Source organism: Seohaeicola zhoushanensis, assembly GCF_014656415.1.
GTDB lineage: Bacteria > Pseudomonadota > Alphaproteobacteria > Rhodobacterales > Rhodobacteraceae > Seohaeicola_A > Seohaeicola_A zhoushanensis.
The window spans coordinates 409101-430746 of record NZ_BNCJ01000002.1 but is presented as its reverse complement, the minus strand read 5'-3'; the positions used below and the strand labels follow the sequence as shown (position 1 = coordinate 430746).

The 21646-nt window shown below is 69.3% G+C and carries 18 protein-coding genes; 6 read left to right on the top strand and 12 right to left on the bottom strand.

Translation table 11 applies throughout. The features are described from left to right. Window positions 1-33 precede the first annotated feature (33 nt). The 3 genes from IE266_RS06080 to IE266_RS06070 are packed head-to-tail and all read left to right on the top strand — an operon-like array spanning window position 34 to window position 4494. Window positions 34-2847, top strand: coding sequence for a molybdopterin oxidoreductase family protein (locus tag IE266_RS06080; protein WP_189679142.1), 2814 nt, complete (start codon window positions 34-36; stop codon window positions 2845-2847). A gap of 25 nt (window positions 2848-2872) precedes the next feature. After that, window positions 2873-3622 carry a 4Fe-4S dicluster domain-containing protein gene (locus IE266_RS06075; protein ID WP_189679141.1) on the top strand — a complete coding sequence of 250 codons (750 nt, stop codon included), beginning with the start codon at window positions 2873-2875 and terminating at the stop codon, window positions 3620-3622. Next, window positions 3622-4494, top strand: coding sequence for a dimethyl sulfoxide reductase anchor subunit family protein (locus IE266_RS06070; RefSeq protein WP_189679140.1), 873 nt, complete (start codon window positions 3622-3624; stop codon window positions 4492-4494). The genes IE266_RS06075 and IE266_RS06070 overlap by 1 nt, the downstream gene beginning before the upstream one ends. A gap of 162 nt (window positions 4495-4656) precedes the next feature. Here IE266_RS06070 and IE266_RS06065 read toward each other — a convergent pair whose 3' ends face one another. Continuing rightward, window positions 4657-6027 (bottom strand): aspartate aminotransferase family protein, encoded by a 1371-nt coding sequence (locus IE266_RS06065; RefSeq protein ID WP_189679139.1) that lies wholly within the window; start codon window positions 6025-6027, stop codon window positions 4657-4659. A 156-nt stretch (window positions 6028-6183) separates the two neighbouring features. On the opposite strand from IE266_RS06065, the gene IE266_RS06060 reads away from it, so the two are divergent. Then, window positions 6184-7428 carry a D-amino acid dehydrogenase gene (locus IE266_RS06060; RefSeq protein WP_189679138.1) on the top strand — a complete coding sequence of 415 codons (1245 nt, stop codon included), beginning with the start codon at window positions 6184-6186 and terminating at the stop codon, window positions 7426-7428. A gap of 11 nt (window positions 7429-7439) precedes the next feature. Then, on the top strand, window positions 7440-8234 hold the full coding sequence (locus IE266_RS06055) for a maleate cis-trans isomerase family protein (protein WP_189679137.1): 795 nt from the start codon (window positions 7440-7442) through the stop codon (window positions 8232-8234). A 172-nt stretch (window positions 8235-8406) separates the two neighbouring features. Here the strand turns inward: IE266_RS06055 and IE266_RS06050 are convergent, their stop codons facing one another. Next, on the bottom strand, window positions 8407-10317 hold the full coding sequence (locus tag IE266_RS06050; protein WP_189679136.1) for an elongation factor G: 1911 nt from the start codon (window positions 10315-10317) through the stop codon (window positions 8407-8409). Window positions 10318-10462: 145 nt separating this feature from the next. After that, complete coding sequence (gene recO / locus IE266_RS06045) at window positions 10463-11188, bottom strand: DNA repair protein RecO (RefSeq protein WP_189679135.1); 726 nt, start codon at window positions 11186-11188, stop codon at window positions 10463-10465. A 170-nt stretch (window positions 11189-11358) separates the two neighbouring features. On the opposite strand from recO, the gene IE266_RS06040 reads away from it, so the two are divergent. After that, entirely contained in the window at window positions 11359-12285 is a 927-nt protein-coding gene (locus tag IE266_RS06040) for an MBL fold metallo-hydrolase (RefSeq protein WP_189679134.1), read from the top strand. A 62-nt stretch (window positions 12286-12347) separates the two neighbouring features. On the opposite strand, the gene IE266_RS06035 is transcribed toward IE266_RS06040, so the two are convergent. From IE266_RS06035 to tolQ, 9 genes are all read right to left on the bottom strand, one after another. Next, a complete protein-coding gene (locus tag IE266_RS06035) occupies window positions 12348-13124 on the bottom strand; it encodes a methyltransferase domain-containing protein (RefSeq protein WP_189679133.1) in 777 nt (258 codons plus the stop codon). A 118-nt stretch (window positions 13125-13242) separates the two neighbouring features. Continuing rightward, window positions 13243-15165 carry an ATP-dependent zinc metalloprotease FtsH gene (gene ftsH / locus IE266_RS06030; protein ID WP_189679132.1) on the bottom strand — a complete coding sequence of 641 codons (1923 nt, stop codon included), beginning with the start codon at window positions 15163-15165 and terminating at the stop codon, window positions 13243-13245. Between the two features lie 78 nt (window positions 15166-15243). Next, complete coding sequence (gene tilS, locus IE266_RS06025; protein ID WP_189679131.1) at window positions 15244-16503, bottom strand: tRNA lysidine(34) synthetase TilS; 1260 nt, start codon at window positions 16501-16503, stop codon at window positions 15244-15246. Further along, window positions 16494-17315 carry a tetratricopeptide repeat protein gene (locus tag IE266_RS06020; RefSeq protein ID WP_189679130.1) on the bottom strand — a complete coding sequence of 274 codons (822 nt, stop codon included), beginning with the start codon at window positions 17313-17315 and terminating at the stop codon, window positions 16494-16496. The genes tilS and IE266_RS06020 overlap by 10 nt, the downstream gene beginning before the upstream one ends. A gap of 1 nt (window position 17316) precedes the next feature. Continuing rightward, complete coding sequence (gene pal, locus IE266_RS06015) at window positions 17317-17826, bottom strand: peptidoglycan-associated lipoprotein Pal (protein WP_189679129.1); 510 nt, start codon at window positions 17824-17826, stop codon at window positions 17317-17319. A gap of 72 nt (window positions 17827-17898) precedes the next feature. Then, a complete protein-coding gene (gene tolB, locus IE266_RS06010) occupies window positions 17899-19218 on the bottom strand; it encodes a Tol-Pal system beta propeller repeat protein TolB (RefSeq protein ID WP_189679128.1) in 1320 nt (439 codons plus the stop codon). After that, window positions 19215-20417 (bottom strand): cell envelope integrity protein TolA, encoded by a 1203-nt coding sequence (gene tolA / locus IE266_RS06005; protein WP_189679127.1) that lies wholly within the window; start codon window positions 20415-20417, stop codon window positions 19215-19217. Before tolA ends, tolB begins: the two co-directional genes overlap by 4 nt. 7 nt (window positions 20418-20424) lie before the next feature. Next, window positions 20425-20901: a protein TolR gene (tolR, locus tag IE266_RS06000; RefSeq protein ID WP_189679126.1), complete on the bottom strand. Its 477-nt coding sequence runs from the start codon at window positions 20899-20901 to the stop codon at window positions 20425-20427. Window positions 20902-20904: 3 nt separating this feature from the next. Beyond that, complete coding sequence (gene tolQ / locus IE266_RS05995; RefSeq protein WP_189679125.1) at window positions 20905-21600, bottom strand: protein TolQ; 696 nt, start codon at window positions 21598-21600, stop codon at window positions 20905-20907. Window positions 21601-21646: the final 46 nt, after the last annotated feature.

Here is a 21646-nt window from a genome sequence, read left to right as displayed (position 1 = left end):
CACTCCCATTTCGAACCAAGGAAAGTTCCCGCAATGAACCAGCCGCGCATCGATACGTCGCCGAAGGTCTCGGACGAGATCCGCAAGACGACCTGCTACATGTGCGCCTGCCGCTGCGGCATCAACGTGCACATGAAGGACGGCAAGGTGGCCTATATCGAAGGCAACCGCGACCATCCGGTGAACAAGGGCGTGCTCTGCGCCAAGGGCTCGGCCGGTATCATGCAGGTCAACGCCCCCTCGCGCCTGCGCGCGCCGCTCAAGCGGGTCGGGCCGCGCGGCTCGGGCCAGTTCGAGGAGATCAGCTGGGACGAGGCGCTGGAGATCGCCACCGGCTGGCTCGCCCCGATCCGCGCCACCAACCCCGAAAAGCTCGCCTTCTTCACCGGCCGCGACCAGTCGCAAAGCTTCACCAGCTACTGGGCGCAAAGCTTCGGCACCCCGAACTACGCCGCCCACGGCGGCTTCTGCTCGGTCAACATGGCCACCGCCGGGATCTACACCATGGGCGGCGCCTTCTGGGAATTCGGGCAGCCCGACTGGGAGCACACCAAGCTGTTCCTGCTTTTCGGCGTGGCCGAGGACCATGACAGCAACCCGATCAAGATGGGCCTCGGCAAGCTCAAGGCCAAAGGCGCGCGGGTGATCGGCATCAACCCGATCCGCACCGGCTACAACGCCGTCGCCGACGACTGGATCGGCATCACGCCGGGCAGCGACGGCCTGTTCATCCTATCGCTGGTCCATGTGCTGATGAAGGCCGGCAAGATCGATCTCGACTATCTCGCCCGCTACACCAATGCCCCGGTGCTGGTGAACTGCGACCCCGCCTCGGCCGAACACGGCCTCTTCCTGCGCGACGGCGACGGCAAGCCGCTGGTGATCGACCGCGACACCGGCCAGCTCGCGCCCTTCGACCGCAAGGGCCTGCGCCCCGACCTCGGCGGCACCCTGACCCGCGACGGCATCACCCACCGCCCGGTCTTCCACCTGATGGCCGACCGCTACCTCGCCCCCGAATACGCCCCCGAGGCGGTGGCCGAACGCTGCGGCATCACCGCCGCCCGCATCCGCGCCGTGGCGGGCGAGATCGCCCGCGTCGCCTTCGACGAGGCCTTCGAGTTGCCGCTCGAATGGACCGACTTCCGTGGCGAGACCCACAAGACGATGAAGGGCCGCCCGGTCAGCTTCCACTCGATGCGGGGCATCTCGGCCCATGCCAACGGCTTCCAGACCTGCCGCGCCCTGCACGTGCTGCAGATCCTGCTCGGCACCGTCGAGGTGCCCGGCGGCTTCCGCTTCAAGCCGCCCTACCCCAAGCCCGCCGAGGCCCACCCCAAGCCGCATGTCGGCGTGAATCCCGGCCAGCCGCTGAACGGCCCACACCTGGGCTTCGTACACGGCCCCGCCGACCTGGCGCTGAAGGACGACGGCAGCCCGGCCCGGATCGACAAGGCGTTTTCCTGGGAAAACCCGATGTCGAGCCATGGCCTCATGCACATGGTGATCTCGAACGCCCATGCCGGCGATCCCTACCGGATCGACACGCTGTTCCTCTACATGGCGAACATGTCCTGGAACTCGTCGATGAACACCTCGGGCGTCATGAAGATGCTGACCGACCAGGATGCGGAGGGCAATTACGTCATTCCCCGGATCATCTACTCCGATGCCTACAGCTCCGAGATGGTGGCCTATGCCGACCTGATCCTGCCCGACACCACCTACCTCGAACGCCACGACTGCATCTCGCTGCTCGACCGGCCGATCTCCGAGGCGGATGCCGCCGCCGATGCGATCCGCTGGCCGGTGATCGAACCCGACCGCGACGTGCGCGGCTTCCAGTCGGTGCTCTGCGAACTGGGCGCGCGGCTGAACCTGCCGCAGTTCACCAATGCCGACGGCTCGCAGAAATTCGCGGATTACGCCGACTATATCGTGAACCACGAACGCCGCCCCGGCGTCGGCCCGCTCTCGGGCTGGCGCACGCCGGGCGAGACCGGCTCCGGCAAGGGGCGCGGCGGGGTGAACCCCGACCAGCTCGACGAATACATCGCCAACGGCGGCTTCTGGACCCGGCACATCCCCGAGGCGAGCGGCTATTACAAGCCCTGGAACATGGCCTACCAGGACTGGGCGGTCGAGACCGGCCTCTACGACAAGCCCCTGCCCTACCTGTTCCAGCTCTACGTCGAACCGCTGCGCCGCTTCCAGCTCGCCGCCGAGGGCCATGGCGAGCGTCAGCCGCCCGACCACCTGCGCGCCCGCATCGGCGAACAGCTCGACCCGCTGCCGATCTGGTACGACACCGCGCCGGCCACCGGCGACTTTCCGGTGCACGCGCTGACCCAGCGCCCGATGGCGATGTATCACAGCTGGGGCAGCCAGAACGCCTGGCTGCGCCAGCTGCACGGGAGGAACCCGCTCTACGTCCCGAGCAAGCTGATGCGCCAGCATGGGCTGAGCGACGGCGACTGGGCCCGCGTGACCTCGCCCCATGGCGCCATCGTGGTGCCGGTGATGGAAATGGCCGCCCTCAACGAGAACACGGTCTGGACCTGGAACGCCATCGGCAAGCGCAAGGGCGCCTGGGCGCTGGAACCCGACGCCCCCGAGGCGACCAGGGGCTTCCTGCTCAACCACCTGATCCACGAGCTGCTGCCCGAGAAGGGCGACGGCCAGCGCTGGGCGAACTCCGATCCGGTGACCGGGCAGGCGGCCTGGTTCGACCTGCGGGTGCGCATCGAGAAGGTTGCCGCCCCGAGCGAAAGCCAGCCGGCCTGGCCGCCGATCGCCTCGCCCGTGGGCCAGGGGCCGAAGGAACTGAAATGGGAGAGCGGGAAATGAACGACCCGAGACTGGAGAACCGGCCATGACCGAACTTCCCGCCAGCACCACCCGCAAGATGGGCCTGGTGATCGACCTCGACACCTGTGTCGGCTGCCATGCCTGCGTGATCTCCTGCAAGGGCTGGAACACCGAGAACTACGGCGCGCCGCTGTCCGACCAGGACCCCTACGGCGCCGATCCCTCGGGCACCTTCCTCAACCGGGTGCATTCCTACGAGGTCCAGCCCGACCAGGGCGCGGCGCAGCTGATCCACTTCCCCAAGTCCTGCCTGCATTGCGAGGACGCGCCCTGCGTCACCGTCTGCCCCACCGGCGCCAGCTACAAGCGCACCGAGGACGGCATCGTGCTGGTGAACGAGAGCGACTGCATCGGCTGCGGCCTCTGCGCCTGGGCCTGCCCCTATGGCGCGCGCGAGCTCGACCAGGCCGAGGGGGTGATGAAGAAATGCACCCTCTGCGTCGACCGCATCTACAACGAGAACCTGCCCGAGGAAGACCGCGTGCCCGCCTGCGTGCGCACCTGCCCTGCCGGCGCGCGGCACTTCGGCGATTTCGCCGACCCCGAGAGCAACGTCTCGCAACTCACCGCCGCGCGCGGCGGCATCGACCTGATGCCGGAACTCGGCACCCGGCCAGTGAACAAATACCTGCCCCCCCGCCCCAAGGACCAGCTGGAAGGCCAGATCGACATCCTGGCCCCGCTGCTCGCCCCGGTCGTCGAAGAGCCGACCGGCTTCCTCGGCTGGCTCGACCGCACGCTCGGGAGGCTCTGATGCATCCGGCACCCTCCGTCATCCTCTTCACCTCGCTCTCGGGCCTCGGCTTCGGCCTGCTGGTCTTCCTCGGCCTGGGCTTCCCCGATGTCACCGGCTGGACCGCCTTCGCCTTCTTCGTGCTCTCCTACCTGCTGGCGGTCGGCGGCCTCTCGGCCTCGACCTTCCACCTCGGCCACCCGGAACGGGCGCTCAAGGCCTTTACCCAGTGGAAGACCAGCTGGCTCTCGCGCGAAGGCTGGTTCTCGGTCGCGGCCCTGCTGGTCCTCGCGGCCTATGGCGCCGGGCTGGTCCTCCTCGGCACGCGCTGGAGCCTGCTCGGCTGGCTCGGCGCCGGCCTCAGCCTCGCCACCCTCATCGCCACCTCGATGATCTACGCCCAGCTGAAGACCGTGCCGCGCTGGCACTCGCCGCTGACCCCGGCGATGTTCCTCTCGACCGGCCTCGCCGGCGGCGCGCTGCTCGCAGGCCAGGTGACGGCGGCGCTCTGGCTGCTGCTGCTCGCCGGGCTGGTGCAGGTCGCCTACTGGATCACCGGCGACCGCGCGCTGGCGCAATCGGGCACCACGCTCGCCTCCGCCACAGGCCTCGGCCCCATCGGTCGCGTCCGCGCCTTCGAGCCGCCGCATACCGGCTCGAACTACCTCACCCGCGAGATGGTCTTCGTCGTGGCCCGCCGCCACGCGGTGAAACTCCGGGTGATCGCACTGGCCCTGATGGTGGTGATCCCCGTGCTCTTCCTGCTGCTGCCCTTCAGCCACGCCTGGGCGGCGCTGGCAGCGCTCAGCCACCTCGCCGGCGTCTTCTGCGCCCGCTGGCTGTTCTTCGCCGAGGCCGAACACGTCGTCGGCCTCTACTACGGCCGGCGCTGACGGCCACAAGGCAGAGGCGCCGCGCCCCCGGTTTCTCTTCTTCAAAAATACTCGGGGGAGTCGCCCGGAACGGGCGGCGGAGGCAAGGCCCCCGGAATCGCCGCCTCCGCCGGGCGTGGACCGCCGGCGAAGGCGTAGGGCGGGGTTTCACCCCGCCGCGCGTCACATGCCGATTTCGGCCGCCGTCTCGTCGAGCGAGCGCTTCGTCCGCGCCAGCATGTCATCGACCTCGGCATGGGTGATGATCATCGGCGGGCAGAAGGCCAGCGCGTCGTTCATGTTGCGCGAGATGACGCCATTGGCCTGCATCTTCGCCGCCGCGATACCGCCCAGTGCGCCGGGCTTGTCCAGCCCCGCCTTGGTCTCCTTGTCGGTGACCAGCTCCAGTGCCGCGATCAGGCCGACGCCGCGGTGCTCGCCGACCAGCGGATGCCCGGTCAGCGCCGCCAGGCCCGCCTGCATATGCGCGCCGACATCGCCGACATGGTCCAGCAGCTTGTCCTCCTCGATGATCCGCAGCGTCTCCAGCGCCACCGCCGCGCCGACCGGGTGGCCGCCGCCGGTATAGCCATGACCGAAGGTGCCGATGCGGTTGCTCTCGTCGGCGATCGGGGCGAAGACCCGCTCGTTCACCAGCAGCGCCGAGAAGGGCTGGTAGCTCGACGTGATCTGCTTGGACAGCGTCATCATGTCGGGCTTCATGCCGAAGGTCTCGGTGCCGAACATGTTCCCGGTCCGGCCAAAGCCGCAGATCACCTCGTCGGCGATCAGCAGGATGTCATACTTGTCGAGCACCGCCTGGATCGCCTGCCAGTAGCCCTGCGGCGGCACGATCACGCCGCCGCCGCCATTGACCGGCTCGCCGATGAAGGCGGCGATGGTCTCGGGGCCCTCGGCCAGGATCAGCTCCTCCAGCTCGCGCGCGCGGCGGGCGACGAAGTCGGCCTCGCTCTCGCCCGGCTCGGCGTCGCGCCAGTAATGCGGGCTGCCGGTGTGCAGGAAGCCCGGCAGCGGCAGGCCGAAGGAGGTGTGATTGTAGGGCAGCCCGGTCATGCTGGCCGCCACCACGGTGACACCGTGATAGCCGCGCAGGCGCGAGATCACCTTCTTCTTCTCCGGCGTGCCCAGGGCATGGGCGCGATACCAGAGCATCTTGACCGCCGTGTCATTGGCCTCGGAGCCCGAGTTGGTGAAGAAGGCCTTGCTCATCGGCACCGGGGCCAGGTTCACCAGCTTCTCGGCCAGGTCGACGGCCGGCCCGTGCGAGCGCATCGAGAAGATGTGGTAGAACGGCAGTTTCTCCATCTGCCGCGTGGCCGCCGCGACCAGGCGCTTCTCGGAGAAACCGAGACCGGCGCTCCACAGACCCGACATCGCCTCGAGGTAGCGGTTGCCGTTGTTGTCGGTGACGTAGATCCCCTCGCCGCTCTCGATCACCAGCGGACCCTCGGTCTCGAGCTTGCGGGCATTGGTATAGGGATGCATCAGGTTCTTGATGTCCCGCGCCTCGGTCGAATTCGGGATGTCCTTCATGGTGTCTCCTTGTCTGCCCGCAAATTGCGCGGCCCCGGAAGTGATGACGCGGCCCCTGACCCGAGTCAATGCAACCGCCGGGGCCATGCCGCAATCGCGATTGACGATGCCCGTTTGTATGCCATCCTGCCCCGGCGGCAGGTTTGGGGACGGTCGATGCATATCGCGATTCTGGGTGGCGGCGTGGTCGGGGTGACAGCGGCCTACGAGCTTCAGAAGGACGGCCACCAGGTCACGGTCATCGAGAAGAACGAGGCGGTCGGCACCGAGACAAGCTGGGGCAACGCCGGGATGATCGCGCCGGGGCATTCCTTCACCTGGTCCTCGCCCAAGGCGCCGATGATCATGCTCAAATCGCTGTTCCTGCGCGACCAGTCGATCCGCTTCAAGCCGCAGGCGGACCTGCGCCAGTGGCTCTGGTGCCTGCAGTTCCTCGGCCAGTGCACGGCGGCGAAATCGACGGCCAACACGGCGCGCAAATATGCCATCGCCTCCTATTCGCAGAAGATCCTGCAGGAGACGGTGCGCGATGTCGGCATCGACTATGGCAAGGTCGACCGCGGCATTCTCTATTTCTACCGCACACAGGAGCGCTTCGAGGCCGGGGCCGCCCACATGCAGATCATGGCCCGGCTCGGCCATACCATCGAGGTGCTCGACCGCGCCCAGGTGCTGGCGCTGGAACCGGCGCTGCAATCGGTCGGCGACCGGATCGCCGGCGGCATCTACTGCCCGACCGACGAATCCGGCAGCTGCCACCTCTTCACCACCGCGCTCGCCGCGCATGTCGCCCGCAATGGCGGCGAGATCCGCACCGGCGAGCGGGTACTCTCGCTGCAGGCGACCGGCGACCGCATCACCTCGGTGACCACCGACCGGGGCGTGGTGAAGGCAGATGCCTTCGTCATGGCGCTCGGCAACGAGAGCCCGAAGCTCTCGCGCACCATCGGCGAGCCGCTGCCGATCTGGCCGGTGAAGGGCTATTCGCTGACCATCCCCGTGGGCAACAACCCGGCGCCGCCGACCATCGGCTCGGTCGACGAGGAGAACCTCGTCGCCATAACCCGCTTCAACGACATGGTGCGGGTCACAGCCACCGCCGAGGTCGCCGGCTATTCCACCGCGCACCGCCCCTCGGACTTCGCCTTCATGGGATCGGTGGTGCGCGAGCTCTACCCCGAAGGCATGGACCACGACCGCGCGCAGATGTGGGCGGGGCTCCGGCCGATGACGCCGACCAACCTGCCCTTCATCGGCCGGCGGCGGCACGCGAACCTGTGGTATGATACGGGCCACGGCCATATCGGCTGGACCATGTCGCATGGCTCGGCGCGGATCCTGGCGGATGACGTGGCGGGGCGGACCCCGGCGCTGGCGCTGGCCGCGGTGAACGACAGCTGAGGGAGAGGCGCATGAAGGACGCGGATTTCGTCGACCTGGGAGTGCTGCCCTGCAGCCTGGACGGCGGCGTCGCCGCACGGGCGGCGATCGGGCTGGTGGTGCTGGGCATCGACCAGACCATGGAGCTGGAGTTCCGCCGGCTGATGCCGCTCGACGGGGTCGGCCTCTATGCCAGCCGGGTGTTCTGCGACAACGAGATCACCCCCGAGACGCTGCGCGCCATCGGCCCGCGCATCGCGCCGGGCACCGAGCTCATCATGCCGGGACAGCACCTCGACGTGGTGGCCTTCGGCTGCACCTCGGCGACGATGACGCTGGGCGAGGAGGCGGTCTTCGCCGAGATCCACAAGGTGCGCCCCGGCATCGCCTGCACCACCCCGGTCACGGCGGCGCTGGCCGCCTTCAAGGCGCTCGGCGCGCGGCGGATCGGGGTTTTGACGCCCTACGAGCCGGCGGTGAACGAGATCGTGCGCCGCTACCTCGACTCGCGCGGGGTCCATGTCGCGGCCTTCGGCACCTGGAACAAGGTGCAGGACCCGGAAGCGGCGCGGATCTCGCTCGACTCGGTCGAGGACGGCGTCGCGCGGCTCGCCGAGGCGGCGCAGCTCGACGCGGTCTTCGTCTCCTGCACCTCGATCCGGCTCTCGGAACGCGTCGAGGCGATCGAAGCCCGCGCCGGGCTGCCGGTGACATCGAGCGATCACGCCATGGCCTGGCACTGCCTGCGCCTCGCCGGGGTGAACGATGCCGTTCCCGGCGCCGGGCGGCTGTTCGGCGTCACGCTGGAGGGCACGGCGGCGGGGTGAAACCCCGCCTTACGCTCGTCGCGGAAGTCCACGCCTGGGGGCCGGTGTCGCCCTGGGGGGCGCTGCCCCCAACGCCTTCGGCGTCTCCCCCGGAGGTATTTGGGAAGAAGAGAAACCAGGGGCATGGTGCCTGGTTTCCTTCCGGGTCGCGGTGGGCGGCCGGCGCGGGGCGTCAGCCCGCGGCGCGGCGGGGCGGTTCGCGCAGCTCCTCGTAGTGGTCGAGCTCCGAGCTGTACCAGGCGGTGCCCCGCGTGGCGCCGCCGAGCGCGTTGAAGAGCTCGGCTTCGGCCGAGACCGGCAGCAGCGCGTGGAAGGCGTCCCAGCCGGCGGCCTCGGGGTCGGCTTCGAAACTCACCACCTGCCCTTTCAGCGCGCTGACCAGCGGCACAAGCCCGCCGGAATAGACCGTGGGCACCCGGATCGTCACCCGGTTGATCGGCTGCAGCACGACGGTCCCGGCCTCGGCCAGCGCCTCGCGCACCGCGTTGCGGCCCGCCGTGCGGAAGGCGAAGTCGGAGCTGTCGACGGCGTGGAACTTGCCATCCTTCAGCAGCACGCCGAGGTCGACCACCGGGTGGCCGTTCGGCCCCTCGGAGAGCGCATCGCGCGCGCCGGCCTCGACCGAGGGGATGTAGTTCTTCGGGATCGCGCCGCCCTTGATCTGCTCGCCGAAGCGGAAGCCCTCGCCCCGCGCCAGCGGCATCACCTCGATCAGCACGTCGGCGAACTGCCCGGCGCCGCCGGACTGCTTGCGGTGGCGGTGGTGCTTCTCGACCTTGCGGGCGATGGTCTCGCAGAGCGCCGCCGGGATCTCGACCGTCTGCACCTCGATGCCGAAGACGCCGGTCAGCTTGTCGACCAGCCGGCGCAGGTGCAGCGGGCCTTGCGTGCAGAGCACGGTATGGCCGCTGCCCTCGTGCTGGAGCAGCGCGAGGCCGGGGTCGATCTCGGAGAGCCGCGCCAGGGCGGTGGCAAGCCGGGTCTCGTCGCGCTCGTTGGCCGGGGTGACGAGGAAGCGGTGGTTGGCGGTGCGCGGGCGCAGACCCTCGGGGACCGGATGCGCGCCGGTCGCGGTGAACAGCGGCGTGTCGGCCGAGAGGTGGTCGCTCTTGACCGCGAGGCCGATGCCGCCAGCCTCGAGCGCGCCCACCGGCGCGCGGGCGTCGAGGTCGAGGAAGCTGCCGACCGAGGCGCCGGCAAGCGACGCGCCGGGGCCGACGCCCGGCGCCACCGCGCGCACCAGCACGGTCTTGCCCAGGTGCTTGACCGCATCGGCCATGCAGCCGACCGCCAGCACGCCCTCGGGCAGCCGCTCGCGCAGTTGCTCGACGTCCGGCACCTCGTGGCGCAGCGATTTCATCAGCCGCAGCACGCCCTTGCCATGCGCCGCCGAGCCCAGCAGCGCCGGCACCAGGTCGTGGTGCTGCAGCACCTGGGTCGCCACCCGGTAGATATCCTCGGTCATCGGCTTCTGATCCTCGATCAGCTGCTCCATCAGGGCATCGTCGAAATCGGCGAGATGTTCGAGGAAATCCATCCGCGCCTCGGCCTCGCGGTCGCGTATCTCGGGCGGCATCTCGACCAGCGAGGAGCGGGCGTTGTCGTGGTATTCCCAGGCCCGTTCCGAGATCAGGTCGACCGCGCCCACCACCCGGTCGCCCTTGCGCATCGGGATCTGGCGCAGCACGATGCCGTGCTGGCAATAGACCTGCAGCGCCGCGACGATGTCGCGGACGCGGTCGGTGGCGGCGTCGATGCGGTTGATGAAGACGAAGGTCGACAGGCCCGAGGCCTCGAGCAGCCGCAGGTAGGGCGCGGCCAGCACCGCCGCCTCGGTATCGGCCGGGACCACCAGCACCGCGGCATCCGCCGCCATCAGCGCCGGGCCGACCTGGGCCAGGCTGTCAGGCCCGCCGGGCAGGTCCAGCGCAGCCCAGGACTCGCCCATGAATCCGAACCGGGTCACCGCGGCGTCTCCGGCCAGCGCCAGGCGCTGCGGATGCTGCTCCTCGAGCGAGGCGAGCGCCTCGATGACCGTGGTCTTGCCCGCCTGAGACGGGCCCACGACAGCTATGACTTTCATGATTATCCTCCCCTCGCCGACGTCCCGTTCGACGCGGCAGCAGCGGGGATTGGGTCCCCGAACCACGCGGGACGCATCATCAGGATAGCCAATTCGGGCGCGCTTGCCACCGTTTGATTGCATCGGCGGCCATGCGCCGCCGCTCTCAGCCCCGCCGGGCGAGGGCTTCGACGAAACGGGCGCGGGCCGCGGGCAGCGGTTTGTCCCCCAGTCCGGCGGCGAAATGATGGGCCAGGAAATAGCCGGTGGTGCCCAGCGCCTGCACGATCTCGGCGTCCTCCGCCTCGCCCTCGCCGCGCAGGCAGGGCGGCAGCGGCAGCAGCCGCGAGGCCCATTCGCCGGCCCCCTCGGCCGAGACGGCGCGCCCGGTGCGGGGCGAGACATAGACCAGGTTCTCGCGCGTGCCGGTCACCGCGCAGGCCGAGAGATCGAGGCCGAAGCCGAGGTCTTCCAGCAGCGCCTTTTCCCAGTTCAGGTAGGCCAGCGGCCAGATCTCGTCCTGGCCCAGCAGGTCGAGCAGCCGCTCGCTGGCGAGGTAGAGGCGCGGGAGGGCCTCGCGTTCGGGCAGGCTGAAGGCCAGCAGCGCGCAGACCGCGTTCAGCCCGGCCAGCGCCAGGCGGCCCGACATGGCGGCGGCGGCGCGGCTGCGCAGCGGTTCGACCTGGAAGGCGCCGAGATGGTCTTCGAGCCGGGCGCGCCATTCGAGGTCTAGCTGGGCGCCGGGTTGCAAGATCGGCGCGATCTTGCGGCTGACACCGCCGCGCACCACGCCGGCGTGGCGGCCATGCGCCTCGGTGAATACCTCGATGATCGCCGAGGTCTCGCCATGCTGGCGCGCGCTGAGAAGGATGCCGTGGTCGCGCCACTCCATGGGGATGCCCTGCCCTGACCGGCTGCCATAGGACACCAGATGCGGCGCGAAGAAAAGGGGCGGCGCACCCTGCGCTTTTTCGCACAGCCCTCGCGATTATCCGCAGGATCTTTCCGCGGAGGTTTTGCGCACTAGACTGACCCCTACCATACATTTCTTGGAGGGGATTGATGACCGACACGACCCGACTGAGCCGCCGCAGCCTGATCGCCGGGGCCGCCGCCCTGCCGCTGAGTGCAGCTCTGCCGAGCGCCCTGCGCGCCGCGGCGCCGATGATGGGCGCCACCGCGCCGATGTTCAACCGGATCGCCCTGGGCGAGTTCGAGGTAACGACGATCCTGGCCGGCTCCCGGCCGGTGCCGAACCCGCACGACATCTTCGGCCTGAACGCCAGCCCCGAGGACTTCGCAGCCGCATCGGCCGCGGCCAACCTGCCGACTGACGTGGCGCAGTTCTTCTTCACCCCGACCGTGGTCAATACCGGCAAGGAGCTGGTGCTCTTCGACACCGGCCTGTCGGGCGAGGGCACCACCGCCGCGCTGGCGCAGGCGGGTTACACGCCCGACCAGATCGACGTGGTGGTGCTGACCCACATGCACGGCGACCATATCGGCGGGCTGATGACCGGCGATGCGCCGACCTATCCGAACGCGCGCTATGTCACCGGCTCGGCCGAGTTCGACCATTGGGACATGTCGGGCAACGAGACCTTCGAGAAGCAGATGCGTCCGCTCGCCGAGAAGGCCAGCTTCCTCGACGATGGCGGCAGCGTCACTAGCGGGATCACCGCCATGGCCGCCTTCGGCCATACGCCGGGGCACATGACCTACATGCTGGAGAGCGGCGGCAAGCAGCTGCTGATCGGCGCCGACTTCACCAACCACTATATCTGGTCGCTGGCGCATCCCGACTGGCAGGTGAAATTCGACGCCGACAAGGAGATGGCGGCAACGACCCGCCGCAAGCTGCTCGGGATGCTGGCGGCCGACAAGGTGCCGATGATCGGCTACCACATGCCCTTCCCCGGCCTCGGCTATGTCGAGACGGCCGGCGAGGGCTATCGCTACGTGCCGCACAGCTACCAGCTTCTGCTCTGACGCCTTCCCGGAGGCCGGGACCCTGCGCCGCCGCCCCACACGGGCGGCGGTTTGTCGTTGGATCAGGCCCTGACCAGGGTGAAGAACAGCCGACGGAAGGGGAACAGGACCGAACCGTCGGGGCTGCGCGGATAGGCCTTGTCCATCACCGCGTCGTAATGGGCGACAAGCTGCGCCTGTTCCTCCGGTTCCAGCACCGCCAGCACCGGTCGGGCGAAGGTCGAGCTGGTGAACTGGCGCACCGGATGGCCCTCGGCGGCGGGTTCCAGCAGCTGGAAATACTCGGTCTCCCAGAGCATCAGGTGCCCCAGCGGCGCAAGCATCCGGTGATAGGCCGCGCCCTCCAGGATGCCGGGCGAGGTGGCCGGATCGAACCGGCCGGGGAAATGCTGCTCGACCAGGTCATGCCACAGCCGGTGCGAGGGCGCGCGGTTCTGGTGCGGCATCTGCACCGCCAGCGTGCCGCCCGGCGCCAGCAGGCTGGCCAGACGCGGCATCAGCCGCTCGTGATCGCCGACCCAGTGCAGCGCCGCGTTGGAGAAGATCAGCGCCGGCGGCGTGCCGGGCTGCCAGGTGGCGGCGTCGGCCTCGGTCAAGGCCGTGTAGGCCCCCGTCTCGCCCGCCTTCGCCAGCATCGCCGGCGAGGTGTCGAGGCCGGTCAGTTCCCGCTCGCCGAACCGGGCGCGCAACATCGCGCCGGCCGCCCCCGCTCCGCAGCCGAGGTCGACCACCCCGCCCGCCGGCAGCCCTCCCACCTGCGCTAGCAGGTCGCGCGCCGGGCGCAACCGCAGGTCGGCGAAACGGGCATAGCTCTCGGGGTTCCAGTCCTTCGCGGTCATCGGCGCTCCTTTCCCTTGGGGCCTCTGCCCCGGCGCGACCATGCCACGAAGCGGCCGCCAAGCGAAAGGCCCGGTCTCCTTGCGGAAACCGGGCCTCGCATCTTCCTGCCGGGCCGCCTCAGGCGGTGGGTTCCGGCTCCATCCCGCCCTCGGGGGCCGAGGGCTTGGGCTTGGTCTTCGGGATCGCCGTGACGCTCGAGGTCTCGGCGGCCTCCTTGGCCTCGCCGTCACCGCCATCCGGCGCATGGGGCGGCTCGCCGCGCATCACGCGCTCGATCTCCTCGCCGGTCAGCGTCTCGTATTCGAGCAGGCCCTGGGCCAGGCGTTCCCAGTCTTCCTTCTTCTCGACCAGGATCTTCTGGGCCCATTGATAGGCCTCGTCGATCATCCGCTTGACCTCTTCCTCGATCAGCTCCTTGGTATGGGCCGAGACCGAGAAGCCGCCGGCACCATTGCCCATGTAGCCTTCGTGGGCCTGCTGGTAGTCGATGTTGCCGACCTTGTCGGACATGCCCCAGCGCATCACCATCGCGCGGGCCAGGCCGCTGGCCTGCTGGATGTCGCCGGCCGGGCCGTTCGACACCGAGTCCTCGCCCCACTTCAGCACCTCGGCCGCCTTGCCCGCCATGGTCATGGCGAGCTTCTGGGCGCATTCGTCGCGGTGCCAGTTCAGGCGGTCGATCTCGGGTAGCGAGACCACCATGCCCAGCGCGCCGCCGCGCGGGATGATCGTCGCCTTGTAGACCGGGTCGCACTTGGGCAGCGCCAGGCCGACAACGGCGTGACCGGCCTCGTGATAGGCGGTGTGCTCCTTCTGCTCCTTGGTCAGGACCATCGAGCGGCGCTCGGCGCCCATCATCACCTTGTCCTTGGCGTTCTCGAAATCGGCCATGGCGACAAAGCGGCGGCCCAGGCGCGCCGCCATCAGGGCGGCCTCGTTCACCAGGTTGGCAAGATCCGCGCCCGAGAAGCCCGGCGTGCCGCGCGCGATCACGCGCAGGTCGACGTCGGGGCCCAGCGGGGTCTTGCGGGCGTGCACCGAGAGGATCTTCTCGCGGCCCTTGATGTCGGGGTTGCCCACCGTCACCTGCCGGTCGAAGCGGCCGGGGCGCAGCAGCGCCGGGTCCAGCACGTCCTTGCGGTTGGTGGCGGCGATGATGATGACACCCTCGTTGGCCTCGAAACCGTCCATCTCGACCAGCAGCTGGTTCAGCGTCTGTTCGCGTTCATCGTTGCCGCCGCCATAGCCGGCGCCACGGTGGCGGCCGACGGCGTCAATCTCGTCGATGAAGACGATGCAGGGCGCGTTCTTCTTGGCCTGGTCGAACATGTCGCGCACACGGGATGCACCCACGCCGACAAACATTTCCACGAAGTCCGAGCCCGAGATGGTGAAGAAGGGCACGCCTGCCTCGCCCGCGATGGCGCGTGCGAGCAGCGTCTTGCCGGTGCCGGGAGGGCCGACCAGCAGCGCGCCCTTCGGAATCTTGCCGCCGAGGCGCGAGAACTTCTGCGGGTTGCGCAGGAACTCGACGATCTCTTCCAGTTCTTCCTTGGCCTCGTCGATGCCGGCGACATCGTCAAAGGTGACGCGGCCGTGCTTCTCGGTCAGCAGCTTGGCGCGGGACTTGCCAAAGCCCATGGCCCCGCCCTTCCCGCCGCCCTGCATCCGGTTCATGAAATAGACCCAGACACCGATCAGCAACAGGATCGGCAGCAGGGTGATCAGGATCGACTGGAAGAACGACTGCTGCTGCGGCTTGGCCTGCACCGGGATGTTGTTGTCGATCAGAAGCTTGGTCACCTCTGCATCGTCCGGCTTGACCGTCACGTATTCCTGGTTGTCGCTGCGGCGATAGCGGATCTGCTCGCCATCCAGCGTCGCCTTGGTCACGTCGCCGGATTTCACCGCCGTGACGAATTCGGAATAGGTTCTCTCCTGGTTCTGGAGCGTTCCGCCCGAGCCACTGAACAGGTTGAACAGAGCCAGGATCAACAGAAACAGGACGACCCAGAACGCGATGTTGCGTGCATTGCCCAAGAAAATTCTCCTCACAAGCCGGGCCCCATTCGGGCCAGCCGCTGGTTTCCCTCTAAGATAGACATCAGACGGCGGGGTTCAATGCGATAATACGCCCGAAGCGAAGCCTTCTTCGCCGTCCTCGAGGGTTGCCGACCATCCCCGGCCCGCACCGGCCAGGGGCGCGGCAATTAGGGTGTCGCCCCGCCAGAGCGCCGGGCCGGCCAGTTGCGCGGCCCGCGGCAGGCCTTCGGCGCGCCAGTCGGGGCATTGCGCCAGCCCGCTTTCGCCGAGCGCCGCGATCTCTTCACCGGGCTGCGCCACGCCACCGCACAGCCGCCAGCGATTGTCCCAGAGACCGCCTGCCGGCACCCGCAGGCCCGCCACGGCCTCGGGTTCGCGGCAGATCCAGGCGCGCCCCTGCCGGTGCACCATCAGGCAGCCGCCCAGCGCCCCGGCGCGCCCCTCGCGCAGCGCCTCGGCCAGCGCCGCCACCGGCGCGCGGCGCGGCGGATAATCGCCACCGGCGATCCAGCGGATGGCGCGGATCAGCAGGCGGCGGGCAATCTCGTCGGGCAAATCGCGGAACCCCGCCGGATCGATCGCCACCGCCCCGCCCCGCACCTCGGCAATCTCGCAAGCCGCCCGGTGGGTGTAGAAATCCAGCGCATCGCGGCTGCGCGCCATGTTCGCCGCCACCTCGGCCAACACCGGCGCGGTGATGCCCAGCGGCGCGAGCTGCGGCAGGATCTGCCGCGCCTTCACCCGGTCATAGCTGTCGTCGGCATTGCTCGGGTCCTCGGCCCAGCCGATGCCGTAGCGCAGAAGGTAGTCGCGCAGCTCGGCACGGGTGAGCGACAGCATCGGGCGCAGGAAGGTCACGCCATGCTGGACCCGGGCTGGCCGCATTGCCGCAAGCCCGTCGGCCCCGGCGGCGCGGGCCAGGCGCATCAGCACCGTCTCGGCCTGGTCGTCGGCGGTATGGCCCAGCGCGACATGGCCGATCGCCCGCCCCCGCGCCCAGTCGGCCAGCAGGCGGAACCGCGCGCGCCTGGCGTTGTCCTGAAGGTTGCCGCCGGCGTGGTCGCGCCAGAGCAGCACGCTATGGGGAATGCCCAGCGCGCGGGCCTGTTCGCCCGCCGCCGCCGCCTCGGCAGCCGCCTCGGGGCGCAGGCCGTGATCGACCGTCGCCGCCTCGATCTGCACCTGGGAAGGATCAAAGGCCTGCCGCAGCAGCTGCATCAGCGCGACCGAGTCGCCGCCGCCCGAAACCGCGACCGCCAACCGCGCGGGGGGTGCGCCCGAAAAGGCCGCGCGCACCTGTGTCAGAAGCTCCGCGTCGCCGCGGCTCAAGAGCATCCCAGCTTGCGCATCTCGGTCTGCGACTGCGCCACGGCGGGCGCGGTCGGAAAGCGCGCGGCCACCTCGCCCAGCGTGATGCAGGCCTGCTGGGTCTGGCCCAGCCGCCCCAGCGCCGTGCCAAGCCGCAACAGCGCGTCGGGCGCATGCGGGCCGGTGGTCTCGGCGTTGAAGCTGGCGAGATAGGCCCGCGCCGCCTCGCGCGTGTCACCCAGCCCTTCGAGCGCCAGGCCGCGCGACATCTCCGCCTCGGCCGCCAGCGGGCTGCCCGGATAGGTCGCGCTGAACGAGGCCAGCAGGCTCGCCGCGCGGGCATTGTCGCCCGCCGCAAGCGCCGCCTTGGCGGCCTTGAGGTCGGCCTCCTCGCCCACCGCCAGTTCGGTGGAGGGCGTCGAGGGCGTGGCCGGGGCCGGCGTCGCCGCGCCGGTGACGGGCACACCGCCCAGGGTCGAGGTCTCGCCCAGCTTGGAGACGTCGCCGCCCTCCAGCTCGACCAGGCGGAACTCCAGGTCGCCGATCCGGTTGGTGCCGTCGATCACCACCTGGTTGACCCGGTTCTCCAGCTGCTCGGTGCGCGCGGTGACGCGTTGCAGCGCCTCTTCCATGACGGTGACCCGGTCAAGGACCGTGTTCCCGCCAAGCTGGACCGAGGGGCTGCCGGTGGTCGACAGCTCGCGCTTGAGCTTCTGGATCTCGACATTGAGAATCGTCAGCTCCTGCCGGATGTCCGCCAGCGTCTGCTTGTCCTGCGCCTGCAAGGGCGCCGTTGCCATTGCCAGCGCGAACAGCGCCAGCCCCGCGATCCGTTTCATGTTACCCTGCCAGTCCGCCGGACAGCACCGTCACCGCCCGCCGGTTCTTGGCATAGCAGGCTTCCTCGGAGCAGATTTCGATCGGGCGTTCCTTGCCATAGCTGATGGTCTTCAGCCGGTTCGGCGCCACTCCGCGCGAGATCAGGTATTCGCGCGCCGCATTGGCCCGGCGAGCGCCCAGCGCAAGGTTGTACTCGCGGGTGCCCTGCTCGTCAGCGTGGCCTTCGATCACCGCGACGTAATCGGCGTTGGTGCCCAGCCAGCGGGCCTGCCCGTCGAGCACGCCCTGCGCCTCGGACGAGAGGGTCGACTGGTCCACGGCAAACAGCACGCGGTCGCCGATGGCCTGCTGGAAGTAGGCCGGCGAAGTCGGGTCATTGGCCGAACCGGGGATAACCGACCCCGAGCCGGCACCGGCGCTGCCGGGCCCGCCGCCCAGCCGGCCCGCGTTGGTGCAGGCCGCCATCGCCAGCACCAGGGCGACGGTGGTGATTTTCGTGATAATGCTCATTGAATGCCTCTCGTTACGGCTTGTTCTTGGGCTTTGATTAACACATCGGGCCGCGCTTGGGAACGCGTCCCATCAATTCTGCAAGGGCGACCAGGCCGGGTCCGACGCCCCGTCGGGCGTGGTGATGGCCTTGAGATTGCGCCCGGTGATGTCGACCGAATACAGCGCCGACCGCCCCGCCGCGCCCTGGGTTTCTCGGGCGAACATGATGACCCGTCCGTTCGGCGCCCAGGTCGGGCCCTCATCGAGGAAGGAGGCGGTGAGCAGCCGCTCTTCGCTGCCATCGGTGCGCATCACGCCGATGTGGAAGCGGCCCTTGTTCTGCTTGGTGAAGGCGATCATGTCGCCGCGCGGCGACCAGACCGGGGTGCCGTAGCGCCCCTGCCCGAAGCTGATCCGCCTGGGCTCGCCGCCACCGGCGGACATGATGTAGAGCTGCGGCGTGCCCGAACGGTCGCTCTCGAAGACGATCTGGCTGCCGTCGGGCGAATAGCTGGGCGCGGTCTCGATCGAGGGATCGCTGGTCAGACGGGTCTGCGCGCCGCTGTCGATCGACATCGAGTAGAGGTCGGTGTTGCCGCCCTGGGTGACCGAGTAGAGCACCGTCCGCCCATCGGGTGCAAAGCGCGGGGCAAAGCTCATCGTGCCCTCGGTGGTGTCGAGCACGCGGCGCTGCACCTGGCCGATGTCCAGCACGAAGATGCGCGGGCTGCCGGTCTCGTAGCTGGTATAGAGCACGCGGTCGCCGGTGGGCGAGAAGCGCGGCGCCAGCACGATCGAGCTGCTGTCGGTCAGATACTGCACGTTGGCGCCGTCGTAATCCATGATCGCCAGCCGCTTGAGGCGCTGGTCCTTGGGCCCGGATTCCGAGACGAAGACCACGCGGCTGTCAAAATAGCCGCCCTCGCCGGTGATCCGGGAATAGACCGCATCCGCCACCTTGTGCGCCATCCGCCGCCAGCCGTCGACCGAGCCGGAGAACTGCAGCCCGTTGCCTAGCTCGGCGCCCGAGAAGACGTCGTAGACGCGGAACTGCACGGTGAGCGCATTGCCCGCCTGGCTGACCGAGCCGGTGATCAGCGCCTGGGCGTTGATCGCCTTCCAGTCGGCATATTGCACCGGCGCGCCGAAATCGCGGATCTGGCTGATGAAGGCGGTCGAGGGGATTTCGCGGAACAGGCCGGTGCCGGCCAGGTCGGCCGCGATCACCCGCGCCAGCTGCGCGCCCATCTGGTTCGCCTCGGGCGTCGCGCCGATCAGGTCGGGCACCGCGAAGGGCAAGGGTTCGATCACGCCTTCGGTAATGACGATCCGCAACGGGCCGTTCTGCGCCGAGACAGGCGGGGCGAGCAGGCAGGCGCCCACCAGAAGGGTCAGCAGAAGTCGCATCATTTGATCCGCATCCTTTCGGGATTGAAGGTCATCTCGATCTCGCTCCAGTGTGCATATTTTTCCGCCGGCAGGTCAAACCCGCTGGCCCCGCAGCGCAGGATCGCGCGGCGCGCCGCCTCGTAGGCCTGCCGCGCGGCTGTATCGTCGCCGCCCGAGCTGGACACCATCCGGATCGACCCGCCATCGGGCTTGCCGTCCTGGGCCACGTTCACCGCCACCACGACGGTGGTGTTCAGCGCCGCGGACGAGAGCGAGCCGACGTTCCAGCACTTGGACACCTGCACCCGCAGCGCGTCCTTCTCGCCTTCCGAGAGCGGCGGGCCGGCCGGCGCATGCGCCGCGGCCTGCTGGCCGCCGCCCAGCGCTTCGGCGAGGGCATCGTTCACCGCCGACTTGTCGACCGGCTTCGCCTCGGGCTTGGCTTCGGGCTTGGCCGCGGTCTTCGGCTCGGTCTTGGTCTCGGGCTTGGCTGCCGGCTTCGGCTCGGGCTTGGGCTGCGCCGTCTCGACGACCTTCTCGGGCACCGTCGGGCGCGGGGTCGAGGGCGGGCGGCGCGAGGTCGAGGGCGCCAGCGAGGACTCGGCCTTGGCATCCGGGCGGATGCGGTCGGTCGCCTCTTCCGGCGCGGTGGCTTCCTTCTGCTCCTGCGGCTTGGCAGGCCCCTTCTCGGGCACCACGGCGGGAGTCGCCTCCTCGGCGGGCTTGGTATCGGGGGGCGGCGCGGCCACGACCTCGGGCGCGACCCGTTCGACCGGGCGCGGCTGCGGCTTGGTGGGCTTGGGTTCGGGGGCCACGACAACGGGCGGCGCCGGGGGTTCCGGCGTCGGCGGCTCGGGCGTCGGCGGCGGTTCTGCCACCTGCGGCGCGGGCGGTTCGGGCTGCGGTTTCGGTTCGGCCACTTCTGGTTCCGGGGCAGTCTCGGGTTCGGGTTCTGCCACGGCTTCCGGCGGCGTCACCTCCTCAACGGCTGGCGGCGGTTCCGGTTCCGGCGCGGGGGCCTCGGTTTCGGCGGGGGTCTCGGCCGTCTCGGCCTGGGTCTCGGCGCGCGGCTGCGTCAGCGCGGCATATTCCTCGGCCGAGATCACCGATACCGCCGGCATTTCCAGCGGCGGCGGGTCGGAATCGAACACCCCGCCCAGGAAGGCGAGCCCGATCAGCCCGATATGGGCTGCGCCGGAGATCTTGGTGCCGGTCTGCACGCCCGCCTCACTGACCCGAGCCGTCCAGCGTCGGACCGCCCGTGTCGGTCACCAGACCGACATTGGAGAACCCGCTGGCATTCAGCGCGCCCATGACCTGCATCACGTTTTCATAGGGGATCGAGCCATCGGCCCGCAGGAAGATCTTGTCGCTTTCCCGCTCGGCCGCGATGGCGCGCAGCTTGCCGACCAGCTCGTCACGCGGGGTCTCGGTGGTCTGGATCTGGATCCGCCCGTCGGCCATCATCGTCACCGTCAAGGGCTCTTCCTGGTCGCCCGGCAGCGCGGTCGCAGCCGTCTTGGGCAGTTCGACCGGCACCCCCACGGTCAGCAGCGGCGCCGCCACCATGAAGATGATGAGCAGCACCAGCATCACGTCCACGAAGGGCGTGATGTTGATATCGGCCATCGGCCGGCTGGCCCGCCGGTCGCGCCGGCGGCGGCCACCGCCCCCGCCCGATTTCTGCTGCATCGCCGCGCCCATCGCTCAGGCGTCCAGCTGGCGCGAGAGGATGGTGGCGAATTCGTCGGCGAAGGCCTCGTAGCCTGCAACGATGCGGTCGCTGTCGACGCTGAGCTTGTTGTAGAAGATCACCGCCGGGATGGCCGCGAGCAGGCCGAGGCCGGTCGCCAGCAGCGCTTCGGCGATGCCGGGCGCCACCACGGCCAGGTTGGTGTTCTGCTGCGCCGCGATCTCGATGAAGGCGTGCATGATGCCCCAGACGGTGCCGAACAGCCCGACGAAGGGCGCGGTCGACCCGATGGTCGCCAGCACGGTCAGCCCGCTCTGAAGGTCTTCGGCCTCCTTGTTGATCGCCACGTCCATCGACCGGTCGATGCGCGCCTGCGCCCCGGCGATCAGCCCGCCGTCATTGCGGTGCGAACGCCGCCACTCGGTCATGCCCGCGGCAAAGATCTTCTCCGAGTTGCCGGCCGGGTTGGGCCCGATCTGCTCGTAGAGCCCGTCCAGCGGCTCACCCGACCAGAAGGCCTGGTCGAAGATCGTCGCCTCGCGCCGCGCCCAGCGGAAGAGGATATGCTTCTGGATGATGATCGCCCATGACCAGACCGAGGCCAGGGTCAGCATCAGCATGACCAGTTTGACGGTAAAGGTGGCGCGCGCGAAAAGCGCCCACATGGAGAAGTCGATCTCCTGCGCCATCGCCAGGTTCGATGTGTCCATTTGCCTGCTCTAAAGTGATGGCCGTATTTGTTCGGCCTTGTTCCGG